A 23,259-nucleotide genomic window follows, 5' to 3' on the forward strand; every position below is an offset into this window, starting at 1 on the left:
GGTCGGCATGCTCCTGCAGTTGGCGTTCAATCGTGCGATTTCAAGTCGGATCGACCGGCACCGGTGCTGCTGCTGCGCTGGCTGAAGGCTTGCGCCGCAGCAAGCGCGCGAACAGCTGGATCAGGTCATCCACATAGCTGAACACCACCGGAATCACCAGCAAGCTCAGGAAGGTGGAGGTGATCAGGCCGCCGATCACGACGATGGCCATGGGCGCGCGGAAGCTCGGGTCCACGCCCATGCCGATGGCGATGGGCAACATGCCCGCGCCCATGGCGATGGTGGTCATGACGATGGGACGGGCGCGCTTGTGGCAGGCGTCGAGGATGGCCTCGAAGCGCGGCATGCCGTAGTCGCGCCGGGCGATCACCACATAGTCCACCAGCAGGATGGAGTTCTTGGTGGCGATGCCCATCAGCATGATCAGGCCGATCATGGACGGCATGGACAACGCCGTGTGCGTGACGTAGAGCGCCAGGAAAGCGCCCGGAATCGACAAGACGAGCGCAGCCAGAATCGTCACCGGCTGGACAAAGTCCTTGAACAGCAGCACCAACACCACATAGATGCAGAGCACGCCGGTCAGCATGGCCAGGCCGAAGCTGGCGAACAGTTCACCCATGGCCTCGGCGTCGCCGACCGAGGTTTGCAGCACGCCGGGCGGCAGGTTCTTCAGGCTGGGCAGGGCCAGGGCCTTCTGCTCGGCCTCGCCCAGGGGCACGCCGTTCAACTCGATTTCGAAGTTGATATTGCGCATGCGGTCGTAACGGTCGATCTGGGCGGGGCCGCTGGCGATCTCCAGCGTGGCCACATTGCCCAGAGGCACAGGCCCATGCTTGCCCGGCACCGGCAGGCGCGAGAGCAAGGCCAGGTCGCTGCGCGCCTCGGCCGGCAGCTTGACGACGATGGGCACCTGGCGCTGGGCCAGATTGAGCTTGGCCAGGGCCTGGTCGTAGTCACCGGCGGTGGCGACACGCAAGGTGTCGGCAATCGCCTCGGCGCTAACACCTTGGTCCGCCGCGCGGGCAAAGTCGGGCCGCACGATCAGCTCGGGTCGCACCAGGCTGGACGTCGAGTTGACGGCGCCGATGCCCGGGATGCTGCGCAGCTCGCGCTCGACCAGCTGGGCATGCTCGCCCAAGACCCGGCCGTCTTCGCCGGCCAGCACCAGCACATACTTCTCGGACGAGCCGCCGAAGCCGACCTTGACGCGTGCACCGGGCAGCACCTCGAGCGCCTCGCGCAGCTGGGCCTCGATGGCCTGCTTGCTGAGGCCGGGGCGGTCCTTGCGCGGCGTCATATTGAGGGTCAGGGTGGCCTTGCGCACCTCGGCCACGCCACTGCCGGCAAAGGGGTCGCTGCCAGCATTGCCGCCGCCGATGGCGGTGTAAATCAGCTTGACCTGCTTGTTGGCCGCGACGATCTGGCGCGCCTGCTCGGCCATGCGCGTGGTCTGGGCCAGGGTGCTGCCGGGCGGCAGGGTCACGGTGACCTGGGTCTGGCTCAGGTCATCGGGCGGCAGGAAGCCGGTGGGCAGCAGGGTCACCAGGAACAGCGAGGCGCCGGTGAACACGGCCGTGGCGCCCAAGGTGAGCAGGCGATGGCGCAAGCACCAAGCGGCCCAGCCGGTGTAGACGGCCAGCCAGCGCGGCTCCGCATGGAGCTTGGTGCTGGGCTTGAGGATGTAGGCCGCCATCATGGGGGTCAGCATGCGCGCCACCACCAGGGAGGCGAAGACAGCAATCGCCGCCGTCCAGCCGAATTGCACAAAGAACTTGCCGGCAATGCCACTCATGAAAGCGGTGGGCAGGAAAACGGCGATCAGGGTGAAGGTGGTGGCGATCACGGCCAGGCCGATTTCATCGGCCGCTTCCATGGCCGCCTGGTAGGGCGTCTTGCCCATGGCCAGGTGGCGCATGATGTTCTCGATCTCGACGATGGCATCGTCCACCAAGATCCCCACCACCAGGGACAGAGACAAGAGCGTCACCGTGTTGACCGTGAAGCCCAGCCAGTACATCACCGCAAAGGCCGGAATCACCGACAAGGGCAAAGCCGTGGCCGCCACCAGGGTGGCGCGCCAATCGCGCAAGAAGAACCAGACCACGACGATGGCCAGCAGCGCGCCCTCGTAGAGCAGCACCATGGAACCGTCGTAGTTCTCCTGCACCGGCTCCACGAAGTTGAAGGCTTCGGCGAACTGAATTTCGGGGTGGGCCGCACGCAGCTCCTCCACCGCCTTGACCACGCCGGCCGCCACTTCGACCTCACCGGCACCGCGGGTGCGCGTGATTTCAAAACCGACCACCGGCCGGCCATCGAGCTGGGCCGCCGAGCGGCGCTCGGCCACCGTGTCCTGCACCGTGGCCACTTGGTCCAGACGCACGCGCCGGCCGTCGCCCAGCGTGATGTCCATGGCCGCCAGCTCCTGGGCCGTCTGCACGGTGGCCAAGGTGCGCACCGACTGCTCGACACCGCCAATATCGCTGCGGCCGCCCGAGGCCTCTTGCTGCACTTGGCGGAGCTGGCGCGAAACCTCGCTGGCCGTGGCATTCAGGGCTAGCAGGCGGGCTGGGTCCAGCTCGACCCGCACCTCGCGGCTGACGCCGCCGACGCGCGACACTGCGCCGACGCCGCGCACCGCCAGCATGCGCTTGGCCACTTGGTTGTCGACGAACCAGGACAAAGCCTCGTCGTCCATGCGCTCGGCCGCCACGGTGTAGACCAGGATGGGCGATCCGGTCAGTTCCATCTTGGAAATCACCGGGTCGCGCAGATCGGCCGGCAAATCCGAGCGCACGCGCGAGACCGCGTCGCGCACATCGTCCACCGCCTGCTGGGTCGGCTTCTCGAGCCGGAACTCGGTGCTGACCATGACCACGCCGTCCTGGATCGTGGTGTAGATGTGTTTCACGCCTTGCAGCGTGGCCAGCTGGTTCTCCAGCTTGCGCGCCACCTGCGATTCCAGCTGCGCCGGCGAGGCACCGGGCAGGCTGGCCGTCACGGTAACGGTGGGCAGGTCGATGTCGGGGAAGTTCTGGATCTTCATCCAGCGGAAGCCCAGCAGACCGGCCAGGGTCAGCATGATGAAGAGCAGGATGGCCGGAATCGGGTTGCGTATGGACGCGGAAGAAACGTTCAACATGGTGCTTAGGGTCCTGATCCTGTTGATACGGGCTTAAGGCTTGGCGGCCGGCGCCGACGCAGCCACCACGCGCACGCTGTCGCCATCACTGAGGAAGCTGACCCCGCTCTGCACCACGGCCGCGCCAGACTCCAGGCCGCCAAGCAGCTCAAGCCGATCGCCGACGCGGCGGCCGGTGCTGACCTTGACCTGCTGCACCTTCTGGTCCTTGCCCACTCGGAACACATAGCTGTTGCCATCGCGCAGCTGCACGGCAGATTGCGGCAGGCTCAGCGCCTGACCGCGGCCCAGCTGGATCTCGCCGCGCGCAAAACTGCCGGCGCGCAGCAGGGCAGCACCGGGGCCGCTCAGATCCACATAGACCAGGCCCATGCGAGTTTGCGCATCGACCGTGGGCGCCACCACCCGCACCTTGCCCGGCACTTTGCTGCCGTCGCCAGCTGCCAACTGCACCGTTTGGCCGGCGCGCACACGCACCAGATCGGCTGCAGGCAGCTCGGCCCGCCATTCCAGGCGGCCCTGGCGGATCAGATGAAACAGCTCCTGGCCCGGCTGCGCCACGCCACCCACCGTGGCCAGGCGGGCCGAGATGATGCCCTCGTCGGGCGCGGTGATGCGGGTCTGCGCCAGGCGCAGCTCGTCGCTGGCCACCCGGGCCTGGGCGGAATCGAGCCGGGCCTTGGCCGTTTGTTCGGCGGTCAGGTACTGGGCCAGTTGTTGGGCACTCAAGGCACCGCTACCACCGGCCTGCAAGGCACGAGCGCGCTCGGCATCGCCCTGGGCGCTGTGCAGCAAGGCCTGGGCTTCGGCCGCAGCGGCGCGGCTCTGGGCCAGCTCGGCGCGCACGGTGGCATCCGAGAGCTGGGCCAACAACTGGCCGCGCTTGACCCGGTCGCCCACCTGCACCTTCACGTCAGCCAGGCGCAGACCGGCGATCTCGGCGCCGATGATGGCCTCTTGCCAGGCGGTGACGCTGCCGTGGGCGCTCAGCGTTTGCTCCCATTCGGCGCTGCTGGCCTGGGTCAGCTGCACGGTCAGGGCCGGACGGGACTTGGCCGGCGCGCTGGCCACAGCATCGGCCGCCGAGGCCGGCTGAGCTTGCATCAAGCCCAGGCTCAGGATCAGGGCCAGCAAGGGGGCGAGGGAATGGGTAGAAGTGCTGCGGTTCATGAACAGTGGACTCGCGGACAAATAGGGGATGTTGGTGTTCTTGGACTTCAGGCGCGTGGGCTTCATGCAGCGCGCCCTTCTTCTTTCGTCTTCGGGTCGAGCGGCGCGGCCTGCCCGTTCCAGCCTGCACCGGTGGCACGGCACAAGGCGACCCAGGCACTCAGGCCCTCGCGCTGCAGCTGCACCAGTGCCGAATCGGCACCCAAGCTCAGGCGCCGGGCATCCTCCAACTCGGCCGCACTGGCCAGGCCCGCGCGCCAGCGCCGTTCGGTCGCCTGCAAGCTCTGCCGGTAGCCGGCCGCAGCACGCTCGGCCAAGGCTTCGCGAGCGCGTGCAGCGTCAAGGCGCACCAGGCCCTCTTCCACCTCGCGCACCGCTTGCAACACGCTCTGGCGATGGCCGGCCAAGGCCTCCTCATAGCGGGCCAGAGCGCCTTGCGCCTGTGCCCGGCGTGCGCCGCCATCGAACAAAGGCACATTCAAGCTGGGCCCGAAGGACCAGCCGCGGCCTTCATCGCTGCTGCCGCCTATACGCAAGTTGGCCAGCGAGATGCTGCCGCTGAGCTGCAGCTGCGGGTAACGCGCCGCTTCAGCGGCACCACGCTCGGCCCAGGCGGCCATGATCTGCTGCTGACTGGCTGCCAAATCAGGGCGGCGGGCCAGGGCCTCGGCCGGCACTGAAGCCACGGCCAGGCCCAAGCTGGCGATGGCTGGCAACTGCGCAGCGCCGGGCTGGAGGGACTGGCGTAAAGCGCCCTCCTCCATGGCCGTCAGTGCCACCAAGCCCTTGATCGCCAGATCGCACTCGGCCCGCTGGGCCAGGGCCAGATTGGCGGCATTGGCCGCTGCGGCCTGCAAGAGCGCCTCGTTGGCCGCCGACTCAAAGCCGACGCGCAAGCGCTCGGCTGCGAAGCGCGCCAGCTGCTCGGTCGCCGCTGCATCGGCCTGGGCGATCTGCGCCAAACGTTCGCAGCTGCGCAGGTTCAGATAGGCCTGGGCCACCTCGGCGGCCAAACTCAGGCGTGCGGCCTGCGCATCGAGCTCGCTGGCGTTCAGCCGCGCCTGGGCGGCCGAGGCTTGCTGGCGCACGCGAGCAAAGAGATCGATCTCCCAACTGCTGTCCAGGCTCAGCGAGGACAAAGTCTGGCTCGGGCTGCCGCTGGGTTGGGCGGGCCGGCTGCGTTGCACCATGCCGTTGGCATTGAGCTGCGGCAGCTGCGCACTGCCGGCCTGCTGCGACAAGGCCCGGGCCTGCTGCACGCGGGCCAGCACCTGCTGCAAGCTGGGGTTGGCGCTTTCCGCCTGGGCTTGCAATTGCAGCAGCAGCGGGTCGTTGAGGCGCTGCCAGACGGGCTGCCCGGGCTCTGTCGCAGGAGCTTCAGCTTGAGGTGCATGCCAGCGCGTGGCCGCGGGCGCCAGTTGCTGCGGCAGCTCGGTCGGAGGCGCCATGCTGCCGCAGGCGCTCAAGACTGCCAAGGCGCTCGTTGAAAGAGCCAGGCGCAGGCCGGGCATGACGGGGCTGTTGTTGGCTCTCATCCTCACCTTCATGTTTTTCATGTTTTGGGTGCTTTCTGGGTTCTCTTTGGCTTCACTGCGACAGCGGTGGCGGTCTTGGCCGCCGACTGGCGCAGCGCCCGTTCATGTTCAATCAAGGCCTCGCCATAACCCACCAGGCGACCCAGCACACGCTCGTACGCGCCGGGCCCGCGCACCAAGCCCGGCACCAAGGCTTCCATATGGTCGGCCGACATCCAATAGTCATGGGCCAGCGCAACCAAGCCGAAGGCCAGCTGATGGAGCTCGGTGTCCACTTCCGCCACCCCGCAGCGCTGCGCCAACATCTGCACCAGTTCCAAATGGCGCGGTGCGATGTACTCGGCACAAATATCCTGGTAGACCGCCGAGGGCTCGATCATTTCGCGCCCACACAGCCGCAAGAGGCTGGCCAGGGCCTCCTCTTCCAACTGCAAGGGCTGCAAAAAGGCGCCGTAAAAGCTCTCCAGCCACGGGCGCAGCGGCACGTTGGCATCGGCCTCGGGCATGCGGCCGATCACATCGGCCACGGGCCGCATCATCACCTCGCGGTACAGGCCCAGCTTGTCCCCGAAGTAATAGGCGATCAGGCCGATATTCGCCCCGGCCGCCTGAGCAATCTCCCGCGTGCTGGCCTTGTCAAAACCCTTGAGCGCAAAGATGCGACTGGCCTCGGTCAAGAGCCGCTCACGGCGGCCCGGCGTCTCATCGCCCGGAATTGTTTTGTTTTGCTTCGACATGGCGCGCATGATAGTCAAATTAATCAATCGTTTGATTAAACATTTCCGAATAGCGCCTGTGCGGAAATGAAGGACTGGGCTCGAACGACGCACATTTGTGCGAATGAAGCGCATCGGGCGGCTATCGGCACTGAGCCGTCGTTCGCGGAGAAGTTTCAGCACGCAGAGTTCGCAGAGGACCGCAGAGGACGCTGAGAACACAATCCTCGCTCTTCTTCTCTCTCTGCGACCTCTGCGAACCTCCGCGCACTCTGCGTTCGTATTCAAATCTCAGCGAACGACGGTTCTGTGCCGATTCCAGCCGGCCGCCCGAAAACCTTCAGCACAAAAAAACAGGCCCTCGCTTTCGCGAGGGCCTGCCCGACTCAGATGGACCTTAGGTTTGGGGTAGCTGGAATCAGAAGCTGTACTTGACGCCTGCCGTCCAGGTGTTCAAGTGCTCGCCGTAGGTGCTGACGACTGGCGCCTTGTTGTAGCGGGTCAGCTCGGTACGCAGCGACCAGTTTTTGTCCAAGGCGTACTCGGCTCCCAAGCCCAGCTTGAAACCGACACGATGACTGTCCTGGGCCTGGATGCCGCTGAACTTGCGGTCCAGGTGGCTGGCACCGAGGCGGCCGTAGACCGAGAACTTGTCGTTGACCGGCAGGCGGCCAATGGCGTCAAGCGAATAAGCGGTGGTCTTGGCTTCGCTGCTACCGATGCCATGGGTACCCAGGCGCTGCACACTCAGTTCGGTGGCGAAATGCGGGTTGAATTGGTAGCCGCCGCTGATGCCGTAGACCGTGCCGCGCTTGTCGATGGCGACTGCCGGGCTGGTCGGGCTGCTCAGATTGTTGCGCGACTGACCCAGATCGCCGCTGAGGTAGAAGCCCGAGTTGCTGCCCGGTGCAGCCATGGCGGCGCCGGTCGCTGTTCCCAGTGCGAGGGCCAAGGCAGAGATGGAAGCCAGGGCGATCTTGGAGTTCTTGTTCTTGTTCATGGTGGGTTCCTTTCGTTCAAGGCGGCCACTGAGGGCGCGCCATCACAGGGTTTCAACACTCGCTGCGAGTGGCGTTTGCCTCTCTCGCTGCGATGATTTCATTGTGTCGAAGCACCCTCGTCGCGTCAGTGCAGGCACGGTGTGTGCTGTGTGACGGCGTGTGACGGGCGGAAAGGAAAGGCAGGCTGAACCGGCCGGAACCAAGAGGAACGAGCGCGCCGGAGCTGCGCCTGGACCGAAGCTAGAACAACTCCATGTCGCTGAGCTGAGTCACTTCCCGCATCTGACCGGCAGAGACCAGGTCGGCGTGGTTGTGCACCTGGTTGCGGCCATTGTCTTTGGCGTGATACACGGCCTTGTCAGCGCGCTCGAAGGCAGCCGCCGGCGAGTCGCCAACACGCACCTGGGTGAAACCGATGCTGACCGTGATGCGGCCCACCTGAGGAAAGGCGTATTGCTCGGTGTTGTGACGCAGTCGCTCGAAGGCATGAGCCGCATCCACGCCCTCGTCGCAGCGCATCAGCACGACGAACTCCTCGCCGCCGAAACGATAGAGCAGGTCGTGGAAGCGGAAGCTGCTGCGCATCAGGCGCGACAGCAGCAGCAGCACTTCGTCCCCGATCAAATGGCCGAAACCATCGTTGACGGCCTTGAAATGATCGATGTCGATGACACCCAGGAAATACTGCGGGTGGATGTTCTCGTGGCGACGGTCGTTCTCACCCGCCTGCGGATCGGCCGCCACCACCTGCGCCAGCGTCGACAGCTCGCTCAAAGCCTTGAGAAAGCTCTCCTCGAAGGTCTTGCGGTTGAGCAGACCAGTCAGGGTGTCGCGCTCGCTGTAGTCGAGCAGACCTTGGAAGTTGTGATAGATCCGCAGCACGCTGCTGACCATGCGCTGCGACTTGCTCTTGAGGCGGCTGGCCGAGTGGATCTCCAGCACACCGATGACATCGCGCTCGGTGGCAATGGGAAAGAGATTGATCCAGTCCAACGCTGACTTCGGCGCCGGGCCCGCCTCGGCCTCATCGGCAAGCGGCTGCTGCTGCCATTGCAGCACCGTCCGACTGCGCATGCATTCCAGGCGCTGCGGAAAAGCGGCGGCCAGAGGCAGCCGATCGGGTTCCAGCCAGAGCGGGTCCGCGGTGGCCACGGCATCGTCGCCGCGCAAATGGGCGCGCGTCAGCCAACGCTCAGCCCCGGGCTCGCCGATATAGCGATAGATCGCCACCGAGCGCGGCTCCAGCAGATCACGCAGGGCCGACACCAGGGTCACGTCCATGACATCCCGGTCGCGGAAGCCGGTCAACTCGGCAAGATGATCAACGACTTCAGACATGGGTCAGGAAAGAACGCCTCGTTGAGCCAGGGCCGGCTCAGTGAACACAATGAAAAACGGCGGAGGCGGCTGCGGCGTGGCTCGAAGGCCACGGCACAGCCGCATTCAACTCACAAGGCTGCCGCTTCAGTGGCCTGAGCTTGTGCCGCAGTGTAGCGAGCGATCAGCTCCAGCAGATGGGCTTCGTCATAGGGCTTGCCGAGATAGTGGTTGGCACCCAGTTGCTCTGCATAGTCGCGGTGCTTCTGCGCGATGCGCGAGGTGATCATCACCACCGGCAGTTCGCGCAGACGGGCATCGGCTCGGATATTGCGCAGCAGGTCGAAACCGTCCATGCGCGGCATCTCGATGTCCGACAGCACCAGCACTGGAAGCTCGTCGCCGCCGAGTGCCTCCATCGCATCCAGCCCGTCCTTGGCCAGCTGCACCCGGTAGCCCTCGCGCTCCAGCAGACGCTGGGTGACGCGACGCACTGTCAGGGAGTCATCAACCACCAGCACCAACGGAGGCAGGTCTTCGCTCGATTCGGCCACCGGCTTCGGCGCACTGCCCTGCTCGGCCACACGCTGAGCGGCCTCACGGGCCTCCAGCAAGCGCTGCTGCGCCAGCGGACCGTACCAGGCTGCCAGAGCCACCGGGTTGTAGATCAGAGCCACATCGCCCGAGGCGAGCAAGCTGACGCCCGCCAAGCCAGGCACCCGGCTGAGCTGTGCACCGAGGTTCTTGACCACCACTTCCTGGTTGCCCATGACCTCGTCCACGTGCAGGGCCAGCGACTGCTGGGCACTGCGCATCAGCACGACCGGCAGGTACTTGCCCTGGCCATGGCCGCGCCCGGCCTGACCCAGCAGACCGCCGAGCCAGTAGAACGGCAGGCTCTGCCCACCATGCTGCAGATTGCCGGTGGCATAGGCTTCCTCCACCGCGGCGGCCGGCACCCGCTGCAGCGAGGCCATCAAACTGGCCGGCACCGCCACCACCTGGTCGCCGCTGCGCAGCAGCACGACCTGGGTCAGGGCCGTGGTCAAAGGCAGGCGCAGCGCGAAACTGGTGCCCTGCCCCGGCTTGGACTCGGTGGTGATGGAACCGCCCAAGGTGCTGACCTCGGCGCGCACCACATCCATGCCGACGCCACGCCCGCTCAGCTCGGTCACTTGCGTGGCCGTGGAGAAACCGGAGGTGAAGATCAGCTGCATCAGGGCCGCTTCCGACAGCGTTTCGCCGGGCTGAATCAGACCCAGCTGCTCACCGCGTTCGCGGATGCGTTTCAGATCCAGGCCGGCACCGTCATCGCTGAAGGTCAGCAGGACTTCATTGCTCTCCTGGCGCAGCTCCAGCCGGACCGTGCCCTGAACGGGCTTGCCCAGAGCCTGGCGCTGCTCGGGCGCTTCGATGCCATGGCTGATGCTGTTGCGCAGCAAATGCTCGAAGGGCCCGGCCATGCGTTCCAGGACGCTGCGGTCCAATTCGGTCTGGCCGCCGATGATCTCCAGCTGGGCTTGCCGGCCGGCATCGCGCGCCGCCTGGCGCACCACCCGGTGCATACGCTCGCCCAAGCTTTCGAACTCGATCAAACGGGTGCGCAGCAAATCGTCCTGCAGCTCACGCGTCAGGCGCGACTGAGCCGCCAACTCGTCTTCACCAAGCTGCACATTGCGCTGCAAGGCGCGCTGCACCGTGGCCACGTCACCGACCGACTCGGTCAGCATCTTGGTCAGTTCCTGGAAGCGGGTGTAGCGGTCGAACTCCAGCGGGTCGAAATCGCGCCCGGCCTTCTGATGCAGCTCCTGCTGCGTGCCCATCTGGGCCTCGGCCTGCAGTTCCAACTCGCGCAGCTGATTGCGCAGGCGCGCCAAGTTGTCGTCCAGATCGAGCAAGGATCCCTTCATCTGGGCCAGCTCGGACTCCAGACGCGCACGTCGGATGCTGACCTCACCGGCCTGGGCGGCCATGCGTTCGAGCAGGCTGCCGCGCACGCGCACCATGGCTTGCGGGCCGGTGCCGGGCAGTTCGATGGTGATGTCGTCGGGGCTGGCCTCACGCTCGCTGAAGCGCGACCAGTCGATCTGGCGCGGCGGCGCTGCCGCGGCCTGTTCCTCAAGCTGCTCGGCTGCCACATCGGCGCCGGGTTCGGCTGTAGCCAGGACCTCGAGCTCTGCTTCGACAGCGGCGGCATCGGCAACGGGCGCATCGCCGGACTCCAGCTCGGGCGCCAGCTCAGCCACCGGCAGCACCTCGGGCACCGGCACGGCCGCAGCGGGCACCAGCAGCGAGGCCAGCAAACGGTCCAGGCTGGCTTCCAGCGCATCGCCGCCATCCTGCAGGGCTTGCAGGCTTGCGCTGTCCGGCGGATCCATGGCAAGCGCCGCCTCGACGGCCGACTCCAACTCATGGGCCTGCTCGCCCAAACGCATGGCACCGGTCAGGCGAGCGCCGCCCTTGAAGGTGTGCAGGGCGCGCATGCAGGCATCGGGGGCGCTGCGATCTTGCGGCCGCAGCAACCAGTCGCGCAACGCGGCATGCAGCTGAGGCAGGAGCTCACGCGCTTCTTCCTCGAAGATCGGCAGCAGCACGGCGTCGATTTCGTCCGGCAGGCCGGGCTCGACTTCGTCTTGATCTGCCGTCGGTCGGTTCGGCGCAGGCTCAAGCGCTGCCGCCGTATAGGCCGGCAGATGAAGGTCCAGGGTGTCGTCCACCACCGTCGGCGTGGGACCGAGGTCGCCAGCGTCCAGAGTTTCCAGATCATCCAGGGCGTCGAAGCTGCCCAGCAGACTGCTGTCCACCTCGGGTTCGTAGGAGTGCAGACGCTCGACCAGCGAGGCGTCATGCGGGCGCAGGAAGCCGGCCGCGAACTGATGCAAGAGCTGGCGGATGTCTTCAGCCGCCCGCTCGAACAGCTGAGCATCGGCTTCGCTGAAGCGCTGGGCGCGCTGGGCGCGGCCCAAGGCATGCTCCAGGGCACGCGCCAGGGTCGACAAATCCTCATAGCCCACGGTGGCCGAATTGCCGGCCAGGGCGTGCGCCAGGGCCTCGCACTGCGCGGGCAGTGGCGGGTTCAGCTCCATCGCCCATTCCGCCAGGCCGGTGGCCAGGCGACGCGAGAGCTCATCGGCCTCGTTCAGGAAGATGTTGAACAGGGTGATGCCGATGCGCAAGGAACCGATGCGCTTGACGCCTTCGTCGCCCTCTTCAGCGCTGTCTTCGGCGCCTTCTTCGGCGCCTTCTTCGGCAGCTTCGCCCTCGCCGGCATCCACATCGCCACCCTGGCTGTCGCCAGAACTGACCAGGCTGAGATGAGGCACAGCCGGTGCTGCGACCGGCGGCTCAATCGCGCTCGCCAGGTCGGCAAGTGCTTCGGCCTCCGTCTCGGCGCCGTCCTCGGCTTCGGCCACCACTTCAGGTTCAGCCGGGGCAACAGATTCACCCACCAACTCGCCCAGATCGAGGTTCAACTCGAACTCGGGCAATTCAAAATCAGGCACGGCCTGGCTGACCGTCTCGGGCGCCGCTTCGGCAGCGTCCAAAGGCAGGTCCAGGGTCAGGGGCAGGTCGAGTGCATCCAGGGATGCAAACTCGCTGGCCGCAGCGTCCTCGGCCTCACTCGGCAATTCGCTGAGCACGGTCTCGGCGGCGGCAGGCAGCACATCGGTCGGCGCCTGGGCTTGGGCGGCTTCCAGCGCGCTGTCCGCGGCGGCTTCGCCCTCGCCCAGCAGATCCAGTTCCAGCAAGTCGGTCAGCACAGGCGGCTGCGCATCGGCCGCTGCACCGGTTTCCAGTTCGAGCATCAGCCCGGCATCGCCGAGCAGAGGCTCAGCCTCCACCAACTCCGGCCCAAGATCAGGCAGCAGCTCGGTGGCCAGTTCGGTCAAGAGCTCGGTATCCGGGCCTTCAGACAGCACCGTGGGCGCAGGCTCGATGGCCGTGGCCTGCCAGCTCGGCAACTCGACCAGCTCCTCCATGAACTCAGTCGGCGTCGGCTGGACCGCGGGCAACTCGTCCGACAGAGCCGGGAGTTCGAGGTCGAGTCCCAGATCCAAGTCGGCCAGATCCGGCGCCAACGGAACAACGGGCACTGCTGCCTCGTCGGTCAACAAGGGCGGTTCAGCCAGAGGCAACTCTGGCAGCGTCAGCTCGGGCAGCGCCAGCTCAGGCAGTTCCAAGACCTCTTCGGACAACTCCGGCAGCTCGACCGGCAGCTCCAGGTCTGCGCGCGGCTCAAGCAGTTCGGCCAGCTCCAGCGCCTCAGCTTGCGAGTCGATGGGTTCGGGCGCGGCTTCGGACTCAGGCTGCGCCTCCATGATGAGCTCGCCGCCCGGCTGTTCCGCCGAGGCATCGATCAAGGCAGGCACGGGCTCCGCTTCGGCTGCGGCTTCGACCGGCGCGGGCTCGAACAGCTCCTGAGCCGGCGCTTCAGCCAGAGGCTCGGCCGGCATTTCATCCGAAGCCAGCTGGCGACCCGGCCAGTCCAGCGCCAGCGCCTCGCCCTGCAGACGCAAGGCATCGGCACTGCGACGCAGCGGGTCGGGAATGAAGGCGCCACTCTGGCGGCCGGCGATCTGCTCGCACCACTGGCCGAGGTAGTCCAAGGCCTCGGCACTGAAGGCCAGCAATGGCGCATCGGCTTGCGGCGTGGCATCGGCCAGACGCGCATTGAAAAGCTGCTCGCAGGCCCAGGCACCCTCGCCATAGGCATCAAAGCCCACCATGCGAGAGCTGCCCTTGAGAGTGTGGAAGGCACGGCGCAAGACCGTCAGTTGCTCGCGATCGCTGCCATCTTCTTGCAAGGCGGCCAGGGCGGCGCGGGCATTACCCAGCACTTCGCCGGCTTCCTCGAGGAAGATCTCCTGCATCTCGGGGTCGTGCGCAAAGGCGGCCGGGGCCGGCTCGGCCGACTCGACCGAAGTCAGGGGCGCCTCGGCAGGCACAGTCGCGGGGGCAGGCGTTGCGAGCTCGGGCGCGCTGTCGAGCGCGAAGCTCAGCTCGGGCAGGCCCAGGTCGCCCAGGGCGACGGGCGCCTGGCTGACCAGGGTCTGCAAGGGCGCGGGTGCCGAGGGGCTGTCCAGGTCCAGGTGCATCAGGCCGTCCAGCGGCGCCGGGGCCGAAGCCACCATGGGCGGCAGCGGGCTGGCGTCGGCGCGGCGACCCATCACCGGGTTGAGGCGACCACTGGACTCCTCGAACACAAACATGCGCTTGGCCAGCTGCGGCTGCACACTCAGCATGTCGATCAGGAAACCCAGAGCGCCGAGGTTGTTGGCCAGGCGCTCGAACAGCTCGCGCGGACCGCCGCGCTCGGTGTCGACTTCGGTGTTGGCCAGCTCATCGACCTCGTCGCGCATGCGCAGGCAAGCCAAGGCCGCCTGGTCCAGGCCCAACACCGTCAGCACACCGCGCATGGCGGAGAGCTGGGCCGGCACCGGAATCAGCTTCTGACGTTGAGCCGGGTCACGGAAATACTCATCAGCCTGGCGCTCGATGTCCGACAGGCTGGCACGCAGCTCATGAACCACGCTGCCCAGGGTCTGGCGGTCGGAGACCCGGCGATACAGGTCCTCCATCCAAGCTTCCAGCGGCTGCGGTGCATCGCCATGGGCGACCGCATCGATGCGCTGGGCCAGGGCGCGCACGCGCTCGGCTTGCTCGGGCTGGTCGAAGGCCGCGTCATCGAGCGCCGCCTCCACATACAACATGCTGGTGGCCACTTCCATGGCCAGGGCCGGGCGCGGCGGCTGACCCGAGCGCAGGGTGGCAACCACCGCACGCTGCAGGGTTTGGCCCAGCACCTCGCCACTCGGGAACAAGCGCTGCAGCGATTCCGCCACGGCTGCGAATTGCTCGTCGAGGCCGGCCAGACGATGGCTGTCGCCCTCGGCGGCGCTGCCCCAGGACTCCTTGGCCACGCCGACGCGGCGGCGCGCCTGCGCCACCCAGGCCGGATCGATATGTCCCAGGGTCTGGTCTTCGTAATCGCCCCGGAATTCAGGGTTCAGGCCGAAAGCCCGGCGTACCGCGCTCAGGCGTGGTGCCATGCGTTCGTTCGCAGGGTCACGCGCCTGGGCGCAGAAGAACAACAGGTCTTGCGCCAGGCGCTCCTGCACCGCCGGGTCAACCTGACGACCCAGCTTCAGCTGGGACAGCAGGCGCGAGCCCAGGCGTTTGACGAAGGCATCGCCATCCAGCAAGCCCAAGGCCTGGGCTTGGAACTGCGCGGCAGCCAGTTGCCAGAGGGTCTTGCTGTGCGATTCGATCAGGCCCGCGGCCAGGCCGGCGCACAGGTCGCTCAAGCGGCCAGCAAAAGCCGGGCTGGGCGTGCGCATGTGCTTGAGCAGGGCCGCTTCAAACGGCGCGCGGCCGGTCTCCGGGGCCAGAGCCGGGCAGCCGGTTTCATCCGGCACATCGCGCCAGTGCCATTCGTACTGCCAGAGGTCGGCCGGGTGCACCCGCTCGGCGCCGATGAAGGTCTGCAGCTCGCGGTAGGCCGGGAACAGGCTCAGCGTCGATGCCTTGTTGCCGGCCAGCAGGCGGGCGATATAGCTGAGCAGGGCGAAATTGGCGCGCTCGATGGTCTCGACGCGGAAGGGGTCAACCAGATCGGTGCGCTCGGCCAGAAACTGCACCGCCTGTTCGGCGGCGCGCAGCACCGTGGCGCCGGCCGGCAAGCCGACCAGGGACAGCACGCCGGCCACCTGGTGCAACTGGGCTGCGGCGCCCAGCAAAGACTGGGAGCTGGAGCCGACTTCGGCACCCAAAACGCTGAACTTGCTGTCGCCATCGCGCAGCATGCGCCGCAGCGCCTTATGGACCGATTCAAGGGATCGGCGCAACTCCTCCTGCACCCACGCCAGGGGGCTGAGGTCGGGAGGAAACTCGGACTCGCGGAACTGATCCATGCCGGGCTCCGCCTCTTAGGCGACCTTGAACCGCGCCACCGACTGCTTCAAAGCCTCGGCCGAACGGGACAACTCGTGCACCATCTGTGCGGTCGAGCGCGTGCCTTCGCTGGTCTGTTCGGTCACGGCAAAAATGTGCTGGATGTTGGAGGCCACTTCATTGGCAGAGGCGGCTTCGCTGAGGGCCTGGGTCGAAATCTGGGCGATCAAGTCATCAAGGCGACGCGACACGCTGTCGATCTCTTCCAGCGCCTTGCCGGCCGCATCGGACAGTCGCGTACCCTGCACCACGCCGAGCGTCGAGCGCTCCATGGCGGCCACGGCATCATGGGTGTCGGTTTGAATGGTCTTGACCAGGGCGGCAATCCGGCGCGTCGCATCGCCCGAGCGTTCCGCCAGGCGCTGCACTTCTTCCGCCACCACCGAGAAGCCGCGACCGGCTTCACCGGCCGAGGCGGCCTGAATGGCCGCGTTCAGCGCCAGCACGTTGGTTTGTTCGGTAATGTCAGAGATCAGCTCGGTGATCTCACCAATTTCCTGCGAGGACTCGCCCAGGCGCTTGATGCGCTTGGAGGTTTCCTGGATGTGCTCGCGGATGGCATTCATACCGCTGATGTTGTTCTGCATGGCCTGCAGACCCGACTCGGCGGCCTGACGCGACTGGCGCGCCACTTCGGCCGTGGACTGAGCCTGGTTGGACACCTCATTGATGCGCTCGGCCATCTGCAGCACGGCCTCACCGGTGGAGCGGATCTCGTGCAGCTGTTCCTTGGACGCGGCCAGCAGGTCGGTCGAGGTCTGGTCGACCTGACCGGTGGTGTCGGTCACCCGGGCGGCCGTAGCCTGCACCTGGCCGACCAGGCTGCGCAGCTCTTCAACGGTGTAGTTCACCGAGTCGGCGATGGCGCCGGTGATGTCCTCGGTCACCGTGGCTTGTTGCGTCAAGTCACCTTCAGCGACCGACTGCAGTTCGTTCATCAAACGCAAAATCGCGGCCTGGTTGGCGTCGTTGACGCGCTTGGCTTCGCGCTCTTGCGCCTTGGCCTCGCCCTCCTGGGCCTCGGCCAACATGGCGCGCTGCTTCTGATCCGCCACATAGAGGCGCAGGAAACCGAGCGAACCGGCCACCAGGGCGCCCAGCGAGGCGATCATCAGCAGAGCCAACCACCAGCTCACGCCACCGGCCGACTCCAGCTCCAAGGCCAGGTCTTCCAGGCCCTTGCGCAGGGTTTCGCTGTCGCCCAAGATGCTCTTCTGGGCTTCGCGCGAAGCCACCAGGCCTTGCAGATTGCCCAGAATGGCGGAAGCTTGGGTGCGGGTCTGTTCATATTGCTTGAGCAAAGCGCCCAGGCGCTCGCGCAGCTGCGGGTCCTTGGCACTGGCCAAACGCAGCTCGGAGTTGCCGTTCAGCAGCGCTTCAGCAATCAGCTTGAAGGAGTTCAAGTCTTTGCCCAGCAGGAACACGGCCTCGGGGCTGACGCCGTCCTGGGTCAGGAACTCGTTGGCGCTCTTGCCGATACGCTGGGTCAACATCACCAACTGGCCGGCGGCGGAGATTTCAGCGGCCGAACCATTGCGCTGCAGCGACTCCGAGGCCACGGCCTCGGCGCTTTCCAGCAGATCGCTGGACTGGCGGTTGATGGCGCGCAGGGCCTGGCCGACTTCGGTCAGCACCTTTTCCTGCGCCTGCACCACCTTGGCATTCTTCTCAGCACGCTCCACCAGGGGCTGAACAATGTCCAGCACCGGTTGCACGTTGCCCGGGGCTGCGGCCAAGGGGCCGTCGCCGGTGCGCAAGTTGCCGACCACGCCGACCAGCACGCTGCCGCTCTCACGCAGCTCGGCAAACGCGCCTTGGTTACCCACCAGGGCGGTGGACACCGACTTGGCCATGCGCTGCGAGTGCATCAAGGCCTGACCGGCCGCGCGCACCTGGGCCGCACTGCGGCTGCCGCCCACCAGGCTCAAGCTGACCGTGATAGCCGTGCCGAGCAAGCCCACCGCGACCAGGGCGATCAGCACGGTCTGGCGGCGGTTCTCCGGCGGCTTGCTGTCCGACTGCTGCTCCGTCATTGGGCCGTCCAAGGCCGCGCTGGTGGTGGCAAAGGTGGCCGTGGTTTCACCAAACTCGGTGCCGCCTTGCTGCTCGGTGGGCAGGGCCTCGGAGATGATGGATGAGTTCGACAACTGGCCCGGGCCGGTGTGCGTCTGCGTGGAGACCAGCACCGCACCGGAGGGCACGGAATCCGCATGTGCGGCTTCCGCTTGGCCTTCGGTCTCGGTCTTGCCCAGGTTCTTGATCTTGTCCAGGAAGCTCATCTCACCCTCGTGAATTCGTTGAAAACCGGTCCTTCATGAACCAGTGTTGGCCGCGCCGCTAACTCTTGAGCCTAGCTGAATGCGCTCGGCTTGCTTATCAGATCAAACCACGACACGGAGAAACTGGTCGTGCTTGGCCAAGGCCTCGAGATCGAGCGTCTGCCAGCTTCGGCCGTCGGCGTCGAGCAGGCGGGGGCCGGCAAATCGAGGTCGCTGGCCGACTGTTTCGCTGTCGGCCGGATCGGGCTGCAGCTGCTCGTCACCGCGCAAGCCCAGCAGACGGTCCACCAACAAGGCGCAGTTGGTGTTGAGCTCGGCATTGAGCGACACCATGCGCACCTGGGCCAGGTCCTGGCGCGCCTCAAGGCGAGCCGCACCGGCCTCGCGCAAGCCCAGAAAAACCGCCAGATCGACGACCGTGAACAGGCCGCCGCGCAGATTGGCCACCCCGGCCAGCCAGGGCTGGGCATAGGGCAAGGCACGCATCGGCACCGGCGTGAAGATTTCCGCCGCCTGACGCAGGGACAGCAGCAGGCCTACCCCGGCGCATTCCACCGCCAGCCAGCTGGCGGCTTGGATCTCTTGGTCACGCGCCGCCTGCATGCGTTGCGCGAGGCGGGTCTGCAGTTCGCGCAGGGCCTGTTTGCTGGAGCTGCTACTCATGTCAGCGCTCGCATGTTCAGCCCAGGGCCTTGATCTTGGCGAGCAGGTCCTCGGCCTTGACCGGCTTGACCACGTAATCGCGCGCGCCCTGGCGCATGCCCCAGACGCGATCGGTTTCCTGGTTCTTGCTCGTGCACATGATCACCGGCACATGGGCAAAACGCTCATCGCGGGTGATGGTTCGGGTCAGCTGAAAGCCGTTCTGACCCGGCATCACCACGTCCATCAGGATCAGGTCCGGCGTCTCCTCGGCCAAGCGCTTGAGTGCCTCCTCGCCGTTTTCGGCGGTGCGCACCTGATAGCCACGCTTGACGAGCATCTCGCTCAGCACATGGAGCTCGGTCTTGGAATCATCGACCAACAGAATTTTTTGTATCGGCATTTGGCGTCCTCACGTCACCGCAGCGAGGCGATAAGCCCCGGCGACCGGACCGACCACAGGGTCGGCAAACAGAACCATCATCAACAACAACGTCAACAGCAACAACTTCCGGTGCCGCGGCCTGAGTTTCAGGCGCCGCGCCGGTGCGAAAGCACGGCTTTCAACAACTGATCTTTGGTGAATGGCTTGGTCAGATAGTCCTGCGAACCCACCATGCGGCCACGCGCCTTGTCAAACAAGCCATCTTTGGAGGACAGCATGATGACCGGCACGCCCGCGAACTGCGGGTTGCGCTTGATGATGGCGCAGGTCTGATAGCCGTCGAGACGCGGCATCAGGATGTCGCAGAACACCAAGTCGGGCTCGTAATCGCTGAGCTTGGCCAGGGCATCGAAACCATCCTCGGCCAACACCACCTCGTGGCCACCTTGTTTGAGGAAAATCTCGGCACTGCGCCGGATGGTGTTGCTGTCATCGATGACCAACACCTTGGCAGCGGCCGCCACGATGCCGCTTGCGCCTTCGGGAACTTGTACGTCCAAGCCTTATCTCCTCACAGCAGCACGCTCATGGCCGGACAGCCACGACTCACTGCAGACGGGTGGGACAGCGCTACAGTGCGCAGCGTCAGATGCGAACCATCTCGAAGTCTTCTTTGCGGGCGCCACACTCGGGGCAGGTCCAGTTCATGTCGACATTGGCCCACAGGGTACCCGGTGCAATACCGTGCTCGGGGTCACCTGCGGCTTCGTCGTAAATCCAGCCGCAGATCAGGCACATCCAGGTACTTGCTTCGCTCACGATGGGTATGGGTTTGCTATCTACAATGCGAAGATTGTAGCCACGCCGGCTTGCCCTACCGGGCCAGTGAATCGGCAAGGATGCAACAGCTGGATTCCCCCTGTCGCGCATGCTTTCAAAGCAGGGTACACCCGAGCGTCAGGAGCCTGTTTTGCAGTGCTTGAGCACCCGCCCTCGCCGCCTGCGGCCCGCCTTTTTTGCATTTGCTTGCAATTTCTATCCCCGAACCCGCGCCGCACATCATGAACAAGACCGAACTCCCCAGCAGTACCGATCCGACGGCCGCCCTCGACGAGCAGGAAGCCCAGGCCCCCGCCTGCGTGCTGAGCTTCAATGCCAGCGACGCCAGCGGCGCCGGTGGCCTGGCCGGTGACATCGCCACCATCGCGGCCATGGGTGCGCACTGCCTGCCGGTGGTCAGCGCCATCGTGCTGCGTGACACGGCCGAAGTCTTCGAACACCACACCCTGGACCCGGACACCATCGCGGAACAGGCCCGCTTGATCCTGGAAGATGTCCAGATCAGTGCCTGGAAGGTCGGCTTCCTGGGCAGCGCCGAGGGCGTCAGCGCGGTCGCGGAAGTGCTTTCGGACTACCCCGACGTGCCCCTGGTCGCCTACCTGCCCAATGTCGCCTGGCTCGACGAGGAGCAACAAGCAAGCTATCTGGACGCCTTCCGTGAGCTGGTGCTGCCGCAAACCCATGTGCTGGTCGGCAACCACAAGACCTTGAGTGATTTCCTGCTGCCCGACTGGGACGCCGACCGCCCAGCCTCGCCGCGCGAGCTGGCCGTGGCCGCCGGCCAGCATGGCACGGCCCATGTGCTGGTCACCGGCATTGCCCTGCCCAACCAGTTCGTCGACAACGTGCTGGCCACACCGGCCGGCCCGGTGACGGGCGAAAAGTTCGAGCGCTTCGAAGTCAACTTCGTCGGCGCCGGCGACACGCTCTCGGCCGGCTTGGCCGCCCTGCTCTCGGTCGGCGCCGAAATCCACTCCGCCGTGGGTGAGGCCCTGTCCTTCCTGGACCAGGCCCTGGACGGCGGCTTCCGCCCCGGCATGGGCAATGTCATTCCCGACCGCTTCTTCTGGGCCTTGCCGCCCAGCGAAGAGGAAGAGGCCGAAATGGCTGCCGAAGCGGCGGCCGCAGCGCAAGCGGGCGGCGTCACGGTGAAGCTGGATGAAGCGGCTCCGGGCCGCCCGCCGCGCCGCATGCATTGAGGCGGCGTGACCTGAGACCCCATTTGGCCCTGTTTGGCCCTTTTTAGGGGCCGCCATTTTTATCGGCCCACTGTCCGGGCCCGTCAATTCATCATGTCGAAGAACCAAGAACTGTTCGAACGCGCCCAGCGCGTCATCCCTGGCGGCGTCAATTCTCCGGTGCGCGCCTTCCGCGCGGTCGGCGGCACACCGCGCTTCATCACCCGCGGCGACGGCGCCTACATCGTTGACGCCGACGGCCAGCGCTATATCGACTACATCGGCTCCTGGGGTCCAATGATTCTGGGCCACGGCCACCCGGCCGTGCTGGAAGCCGTCACCAAAGCCGCGCGCGAAGGTTTCTCCTTCGGCGCGCCGACCGAGCGTGAGATCGAGCTGGCCGAAGAGATCCTGAAACTGGTGCCCAGCATGGAGCAGGTGCGCCTGGTGTCCTCGGGCACCGAGGCGACCATGAGCGCCATCCGCCTGGCGCGCGGCGCCACCGGCCGCAGCAAGTTCATCAAGTTCGAAGGCTGCTACCACGGCCACACCGATGCCCTGCTGGTCAAGGCCGGCTCGGGCCTGGCCACTTTTGGCCACCCGACCAGCGCCGGTGTGCCGGCCGAGGTGGCACAGCACACCTTGGTGCTGGAGTTCAACCACCTGGCCCAGCTGGAAGAAGCCTTTGCCCTGCATGGCAAGGAACTGGCCTGCGTGATCATCGAGCCGATCGCCGGCAATATGAATTTCGTGCGCACCCAGACGGCCTACATGAAGCGTCTGCGCGAGCTCTGCACCGAGCACGGCGCCCTGCTGGTGCTGGATGAGGTGATGACCGGCTTCCGCGTCGGTCTGCACAGCGCGCAAGGCCATTACGCCAGCCTGATCCCCGGCTTCAAGCCCGACATCAGCGTCTTTGGCAAGGTCATCGGCGGCGGCATGCCCCTGGCCGCCTTCGGCGCCAGCCGCGAGATCATGAAGCACCTGGCTCCGCTGGGCGGCGTCTACCAGGCCGGCACCCTGAGCGGCAACCCGGTGGCCACCGCCTGCGGCCTGGCCACGCTGCGCGAGATCCAAAAGCCCGGCTTCTTCGAAGACCTGTCGGCCAAGACACGTCGCCTGGTCAACGGCCTCGCAGCGGTCGCCAAGGACAACGGCGTGCCCTTCAGTGTCGATTGCCAAGGCGGCATGTTCGGCTTCTTCCTGATGGACCAGCTGCCGCAGGAGTACCAGACCGTGATGACCACTGACAAGGAGCGCTTCAACCGCTTCTTCCACGCCATGCTGGACGCCGGCGTCTACCTGGCCCCGGCGCTGTACGAAGCCGGCTTTGTCTCCGCCGCCCACAGCGAGGCCGACATCCAGGCGACGCTGGATGCCGCTCGCCACGCCCTGCGCTGATCTCAGCGACCCCAGTCATGCCGCACACCGGCCGCCGCTTCACCGCGGCCATCTTCGATATGGACGGTCTGCTGCTCGACTCCGAGCGGCCCATCCGTGACGCCTGGCTGCGCCAGAGTGCGGCTGTCGGCACGCCGCTCAGCGAGGCCGACTACCTGCTGACCGTGGGCATCAAGCGCCGCGACAGCCTGCGGGTGCTGGCCGACAAGCTGGGCTCGCATGCCCAAGCCGAGGCCATGTACGACGAGGTGGATCGCGAGGTCGAAGCGCAGTTCCAAGGCCAGGGCTTTGCCTTGCGCCCCGGTGCCCTGGCCTTGCTGCAGTCACTGCAAGCGCGCGGCGTACCTTGCGCAGTCGCCTCCTCCACCCGCCACACCGAGGTGCTGCGGCGCCTGGGCCTCGCGGGCCTGCTGAGCTTTTTCGGCCCCATCCACGGCGGTGACCAGGTCACGCGTGGCAAGCCGCACCCCGACCTGTTCGAGCTGGCCGCCCGCAGCCTGGGCCTGGCGCCCGAGCAGACCTTGGTGTTTGAAGACTCCAGCTATGGCGCGCAAGGCGCACTGGCAGCCGGGGCCGGGGTGGTGCTGGTGCCCGACCTCAAAGCCCCCGACCCGGCGATCGCGCCGCGCTGCCTCGTGCTGAATTCGCTCGAAGCCGCGCCGCGCCTGGCCGAACAGTGGTTCGCGGCCTGAGCCTGAC

15 protein-coding genes are annotated in these 23,259 nt (G+C 66.3%); 3 read left to right on the forward strand and 12 right to left on the reverse strand.

The window, feature by feature from the left end; translation table 11 throughout:
* Positions 1-40: 40 nt before the first annotated feature.
* The 12 genes from LNV28_RS00245 to LNV28_RS00300 all read right to left on the reverse strand — a co-directional run bounded on the left by LNV28_RS00245 (position 41) and on the right by LNV28_RS00300 (position 19,939).
* Positions 41-3,145, reverse strand: coding sequence for an efflux RND transporter permease subunit (locus LNV28_RS00245; protein ID WP_263517047.1), 3,105 nt, complete (start codon positions 3,143-3,145; stop codon positions 41-43).
* Positions 3,146-3,178: 33 nt separating this feature from the next.
* Entirely contained in the window at positions 3,179-4,381 is a 1,203-nt protein-coding gene (locus tag LNV28_RS00250) for an efflux RND transporter periplasmic adaptor subunit (protein WP_263517046.1), read from the reverse strand.
* Positions 4,378-5,850 carry an efflux transporter outer membrane subunit gene (locus tag LNV28_RS00255; protein WP_263517045.1) on the reverse strand — a complete coding sequence of 491 codons (1,473 nt, stop codon included), beginning with the start codon at positions 5,848-5,850 and terminating at the stop codon, positions 4,378-4,380. Before LNV28_RS00255 ends, LNV28_RS00250 begins: the two co-directional genes overlap by 4 nt.
* 17 nt (positions 5,851-5,867) lie before the next feature.
* Positions 5,868-6,587: a CerR family C-terminal domain-containing protein gene (locus LNV28_RS00260; RefSeq protein WP_263517044.1), complete on the reverse strand. Its 720-nt coding sequence runs from the start codon at positions 6,585-6,587 to the stop codon at positions 5,868-5,870.
* A 397-nt stretch (positions 6,588-6,984) separates the two neighbouring features.
* On the reverse strand, positions 6,985-7,566 hold the full coding sequence (locus LNV28_RS00265; protein WP_263517043.1) for a porin family protein: 582 nt from the start codon (positions 7,564-7,566) through the stop codon (positions 6,985-6,987).
* A 241-nt stretch (positions 7,567-7,807) separates the two neighbouring features.
* A complete protein-coding gene (locus LNV28_RS00270; protein WP_263517042.1) occupies positions 7,808-8,905 on the reverse strand; it encodes a GGDEF domain-containing protein in 1,098 nt (365 codons plus the stop codon).
* Between the two features lie 110 nt (positions 8,906-9,015).
* Positions 9,016-15,795, reverse strand: a complete 6,780-nt coding sequence (locus LNV28_RS00275) for a hybrid sensor histidine kinase/response regulator (protein ID WP_263517041.1) — start codon at positions 15,793-15,795, stop codon at positions 9,016-9,018.
* Between the two features lie 15 nt (positions 15,796-15,810).
* Positions 15,811-18,114 (reverse strand): methyl-accepting chemotaxis protein, encoded by a 2,304-nt coding sequence (locus LNV28_RS00280; RefSeq protein ID WP_263517040.1) that lies wholly within the window; start codon positions 18,112-18,114, stop codon positions 15,811-15,813.
* Positions 18,115-18,216: 102 nt separating this feature from the next.
* Positions 18,217-18,777, reverse strand: a complete 561-nt coding sequence (locus LNV28_RS00285; RefSeq protein ID WP_263517039.1) for a chemotaxis protein CheW — start codon at positions 18,775-18,777, stop codon at positions 18,217-18,219.
* Between the two features lie 16 nt (positions 18,778-18,793).
* Positions 18,794-19,159, reverse strand: a complete 366-nt coding sequence (locus LNV28_RS00290; RefSeq protein WP_263517038.1) for a response regulator — start codon at positions 19,157-19,159, stop codon at positions 18,794-18,796.
* Between the two features lie 128 nt (positions 19,160-19,287).
* Positions 19,288-19,701 (reverse strand): response regulator, encoded by a 414-nt coding sequence (locus LNV28_RS00295; RefSeq protein ID WP_318013813.1) that lies wholly within the window; start codon positions 19,699-19,701, stop codon positions 19,288-19,290.
* 85 nt (positions 19,702-19,786) lie between these two features.
* A complete protein-coding gene (locus tag LNV28_RS00300) occupies positions 19,787-19,939 on the reverse strand; it encodes a rubredoxin (RefSeq protein WP_263517171.1) in 153 nt (50 codons plus the stop codon).
* Between the two features lie 263 nt (positions 19,940-20,202).
* Between LNV28_RS00300 and thiD the strand changes: the two genes are divergently transcribed.
* The 3 genes from thiD to LNV28_RS00315 all read left to right on the forward strand — a co-directional run bounded on the left by thiD (position 20,203) and on the right by LNV28_RS00315 (position 23,252).
* A complete protein-coding gene (gene thiD, locus LNV28_RS00305; RefSeq protein WP_263517037.1) occupies positions 20,203-21,180 on the forward strand; it encodes a bifunctional hydroxymethylpyrimidine kinase/phosphomethylpyrimidine kinase in 978 nt (325 codons plus the stop codon).
* Positions 21,181-21,273: 93 nt separating this feature from the next.
* On the forward strand, positions 21,274-22,560 hold the full coding sequence (gene hemL / locus LNV28_RS00310; RefSeq protein ID WP_263517036.1) for a glutamate-1-semialdehyde 2,1-aminomutase: 1,287 nt from the start codon (positions 21,274-21,276) through the stop codon (positions 22,558-22,560).
* Positions 22,561-22,577: 17 nt separating this feature from the next.
* Complete coding sequence (locus LNV28_RS00315) at positions 22,578-23,252, forward strand: HAD family hydrolase (RefSeq protein WP_263517035.1); 675 nt, start codon at positions 22,578-22,580, stop codon at positions 23,250-23,252.
* Positions 23,253-23,259 lie beyond the last annotated feature (7 nt).

It is taken from the genome of Paucibacter sp. DJ2R-2 (assembly GCF_025717675.1).
Classification (GTDB): Bacteria; Pseudomonadota; Gammaproteobacteria; order Burkholderiales; family Burkholderiaceae_C; genus Paucibacter_A.

Excerpts from the sequence above, each read along its gene's own strand:
- LNV28_RS00245 (WP_263517047.1), bottom strand. The coding sequence starts at position 3,145 with ATGTTGAACGTTTCTTCCGCGTCCATACGCAACCCGATTCCGGCCATC.
- LNV28_RS00250 (WP_263517046.1), bottom strand. The coding sequence starts at position 4,381 with ATGAAGCCCACGCGCCTGAAGTCCAAGAACACCAACATCCCCTATTTG.
- LNV28_RS00255 (WP_263517045.1), bottom strand. The coding sequence starts at position 5,850 with ATGAGAGCCAACAACAGCCCCGTCATGCCCGGCCTGCGCCTGGCTCTT.
- LNV28_RS00260 (WP_263517044.1), bottom strand. The coding sequence starts at position 6,587 with ATGTCGAAGCAAAACAAAACAATTCCGGGCGATGAGACGCCGGGCCGC.
- LNV28_RS00265 (WP_263517043.1), bottom strand. The coding sequence starts at position 7,566 with ATGAACAAGAACAAGAACTCCAAGATCGCCCTGGCTTCCATCTCTGCC.
- LNV28_RS00270 (WP_263517042.1), bottom strand. The coding sequence starts at position 8,905 with ATGTCTGAAGTCGTTGATCATCTTGCCGAGTTGACCGGCTTCCGCGAC.
- LNV28_RS00275 (WP_263517041.1), bottom strand. The coding sequence starts at position 15,795 with ATGGATCAGTTCCGCGAGTCCGAGTTTCCTCCCGACCTCAGCCCCCTG.
- LNV28_RS00280 (WP_263517040.1), bottom strand. The coding sequence starts at position 18,114 with ATGAGCTTCCTGGACAAGATCAAGAACCTGGGCAAGACCGAGACCGAA.
- LNV28_RS00285 (WP_263517039.1), bottom strand. The coding sequence starts at position 18,777 with ATGAGTAGCAGCTCCAGCAAACAGGCCCTGCGCGAACTGCAGACCCGC.
- LNV28_RS00290 (WP_263517038.1), bottom strand. The coding sequence starts at position 19,159 with ATGCCGATACAAAAAATTCTGTTGGTCGATGATTCCAAGACCGAGCTC.
- LNV28_RS00300 (WP_263517171.1), bottom strand. The coding sequence starts at position 19,939 with ATGTGCCTGATCTGCGGCTGGATTTACGACGAAGCCGCAGGTGACCCC.
- thiD (WP_263517037.1), top strand. The coding sequence starts at position 20,203 with ATGAACAAGACCGAACTCCCCAGCAGTACCGATCCGACGGCCGCCCTC.
- hemL (WP_263517036.1), top strand. The coding sequence starts at position 21,274 with ATGTCGAAGAACCAAGAACTGTTCGAACGCGCCCAGCGCGTCATCCCT.
- LNV28_RS00315 (WP_263517035.1), top strand. The coding sequence starts at position 22,578 with ATGCCGCACACCGGCCGCCGCTTCACCGCGGCCATCTTCGATATGGAC.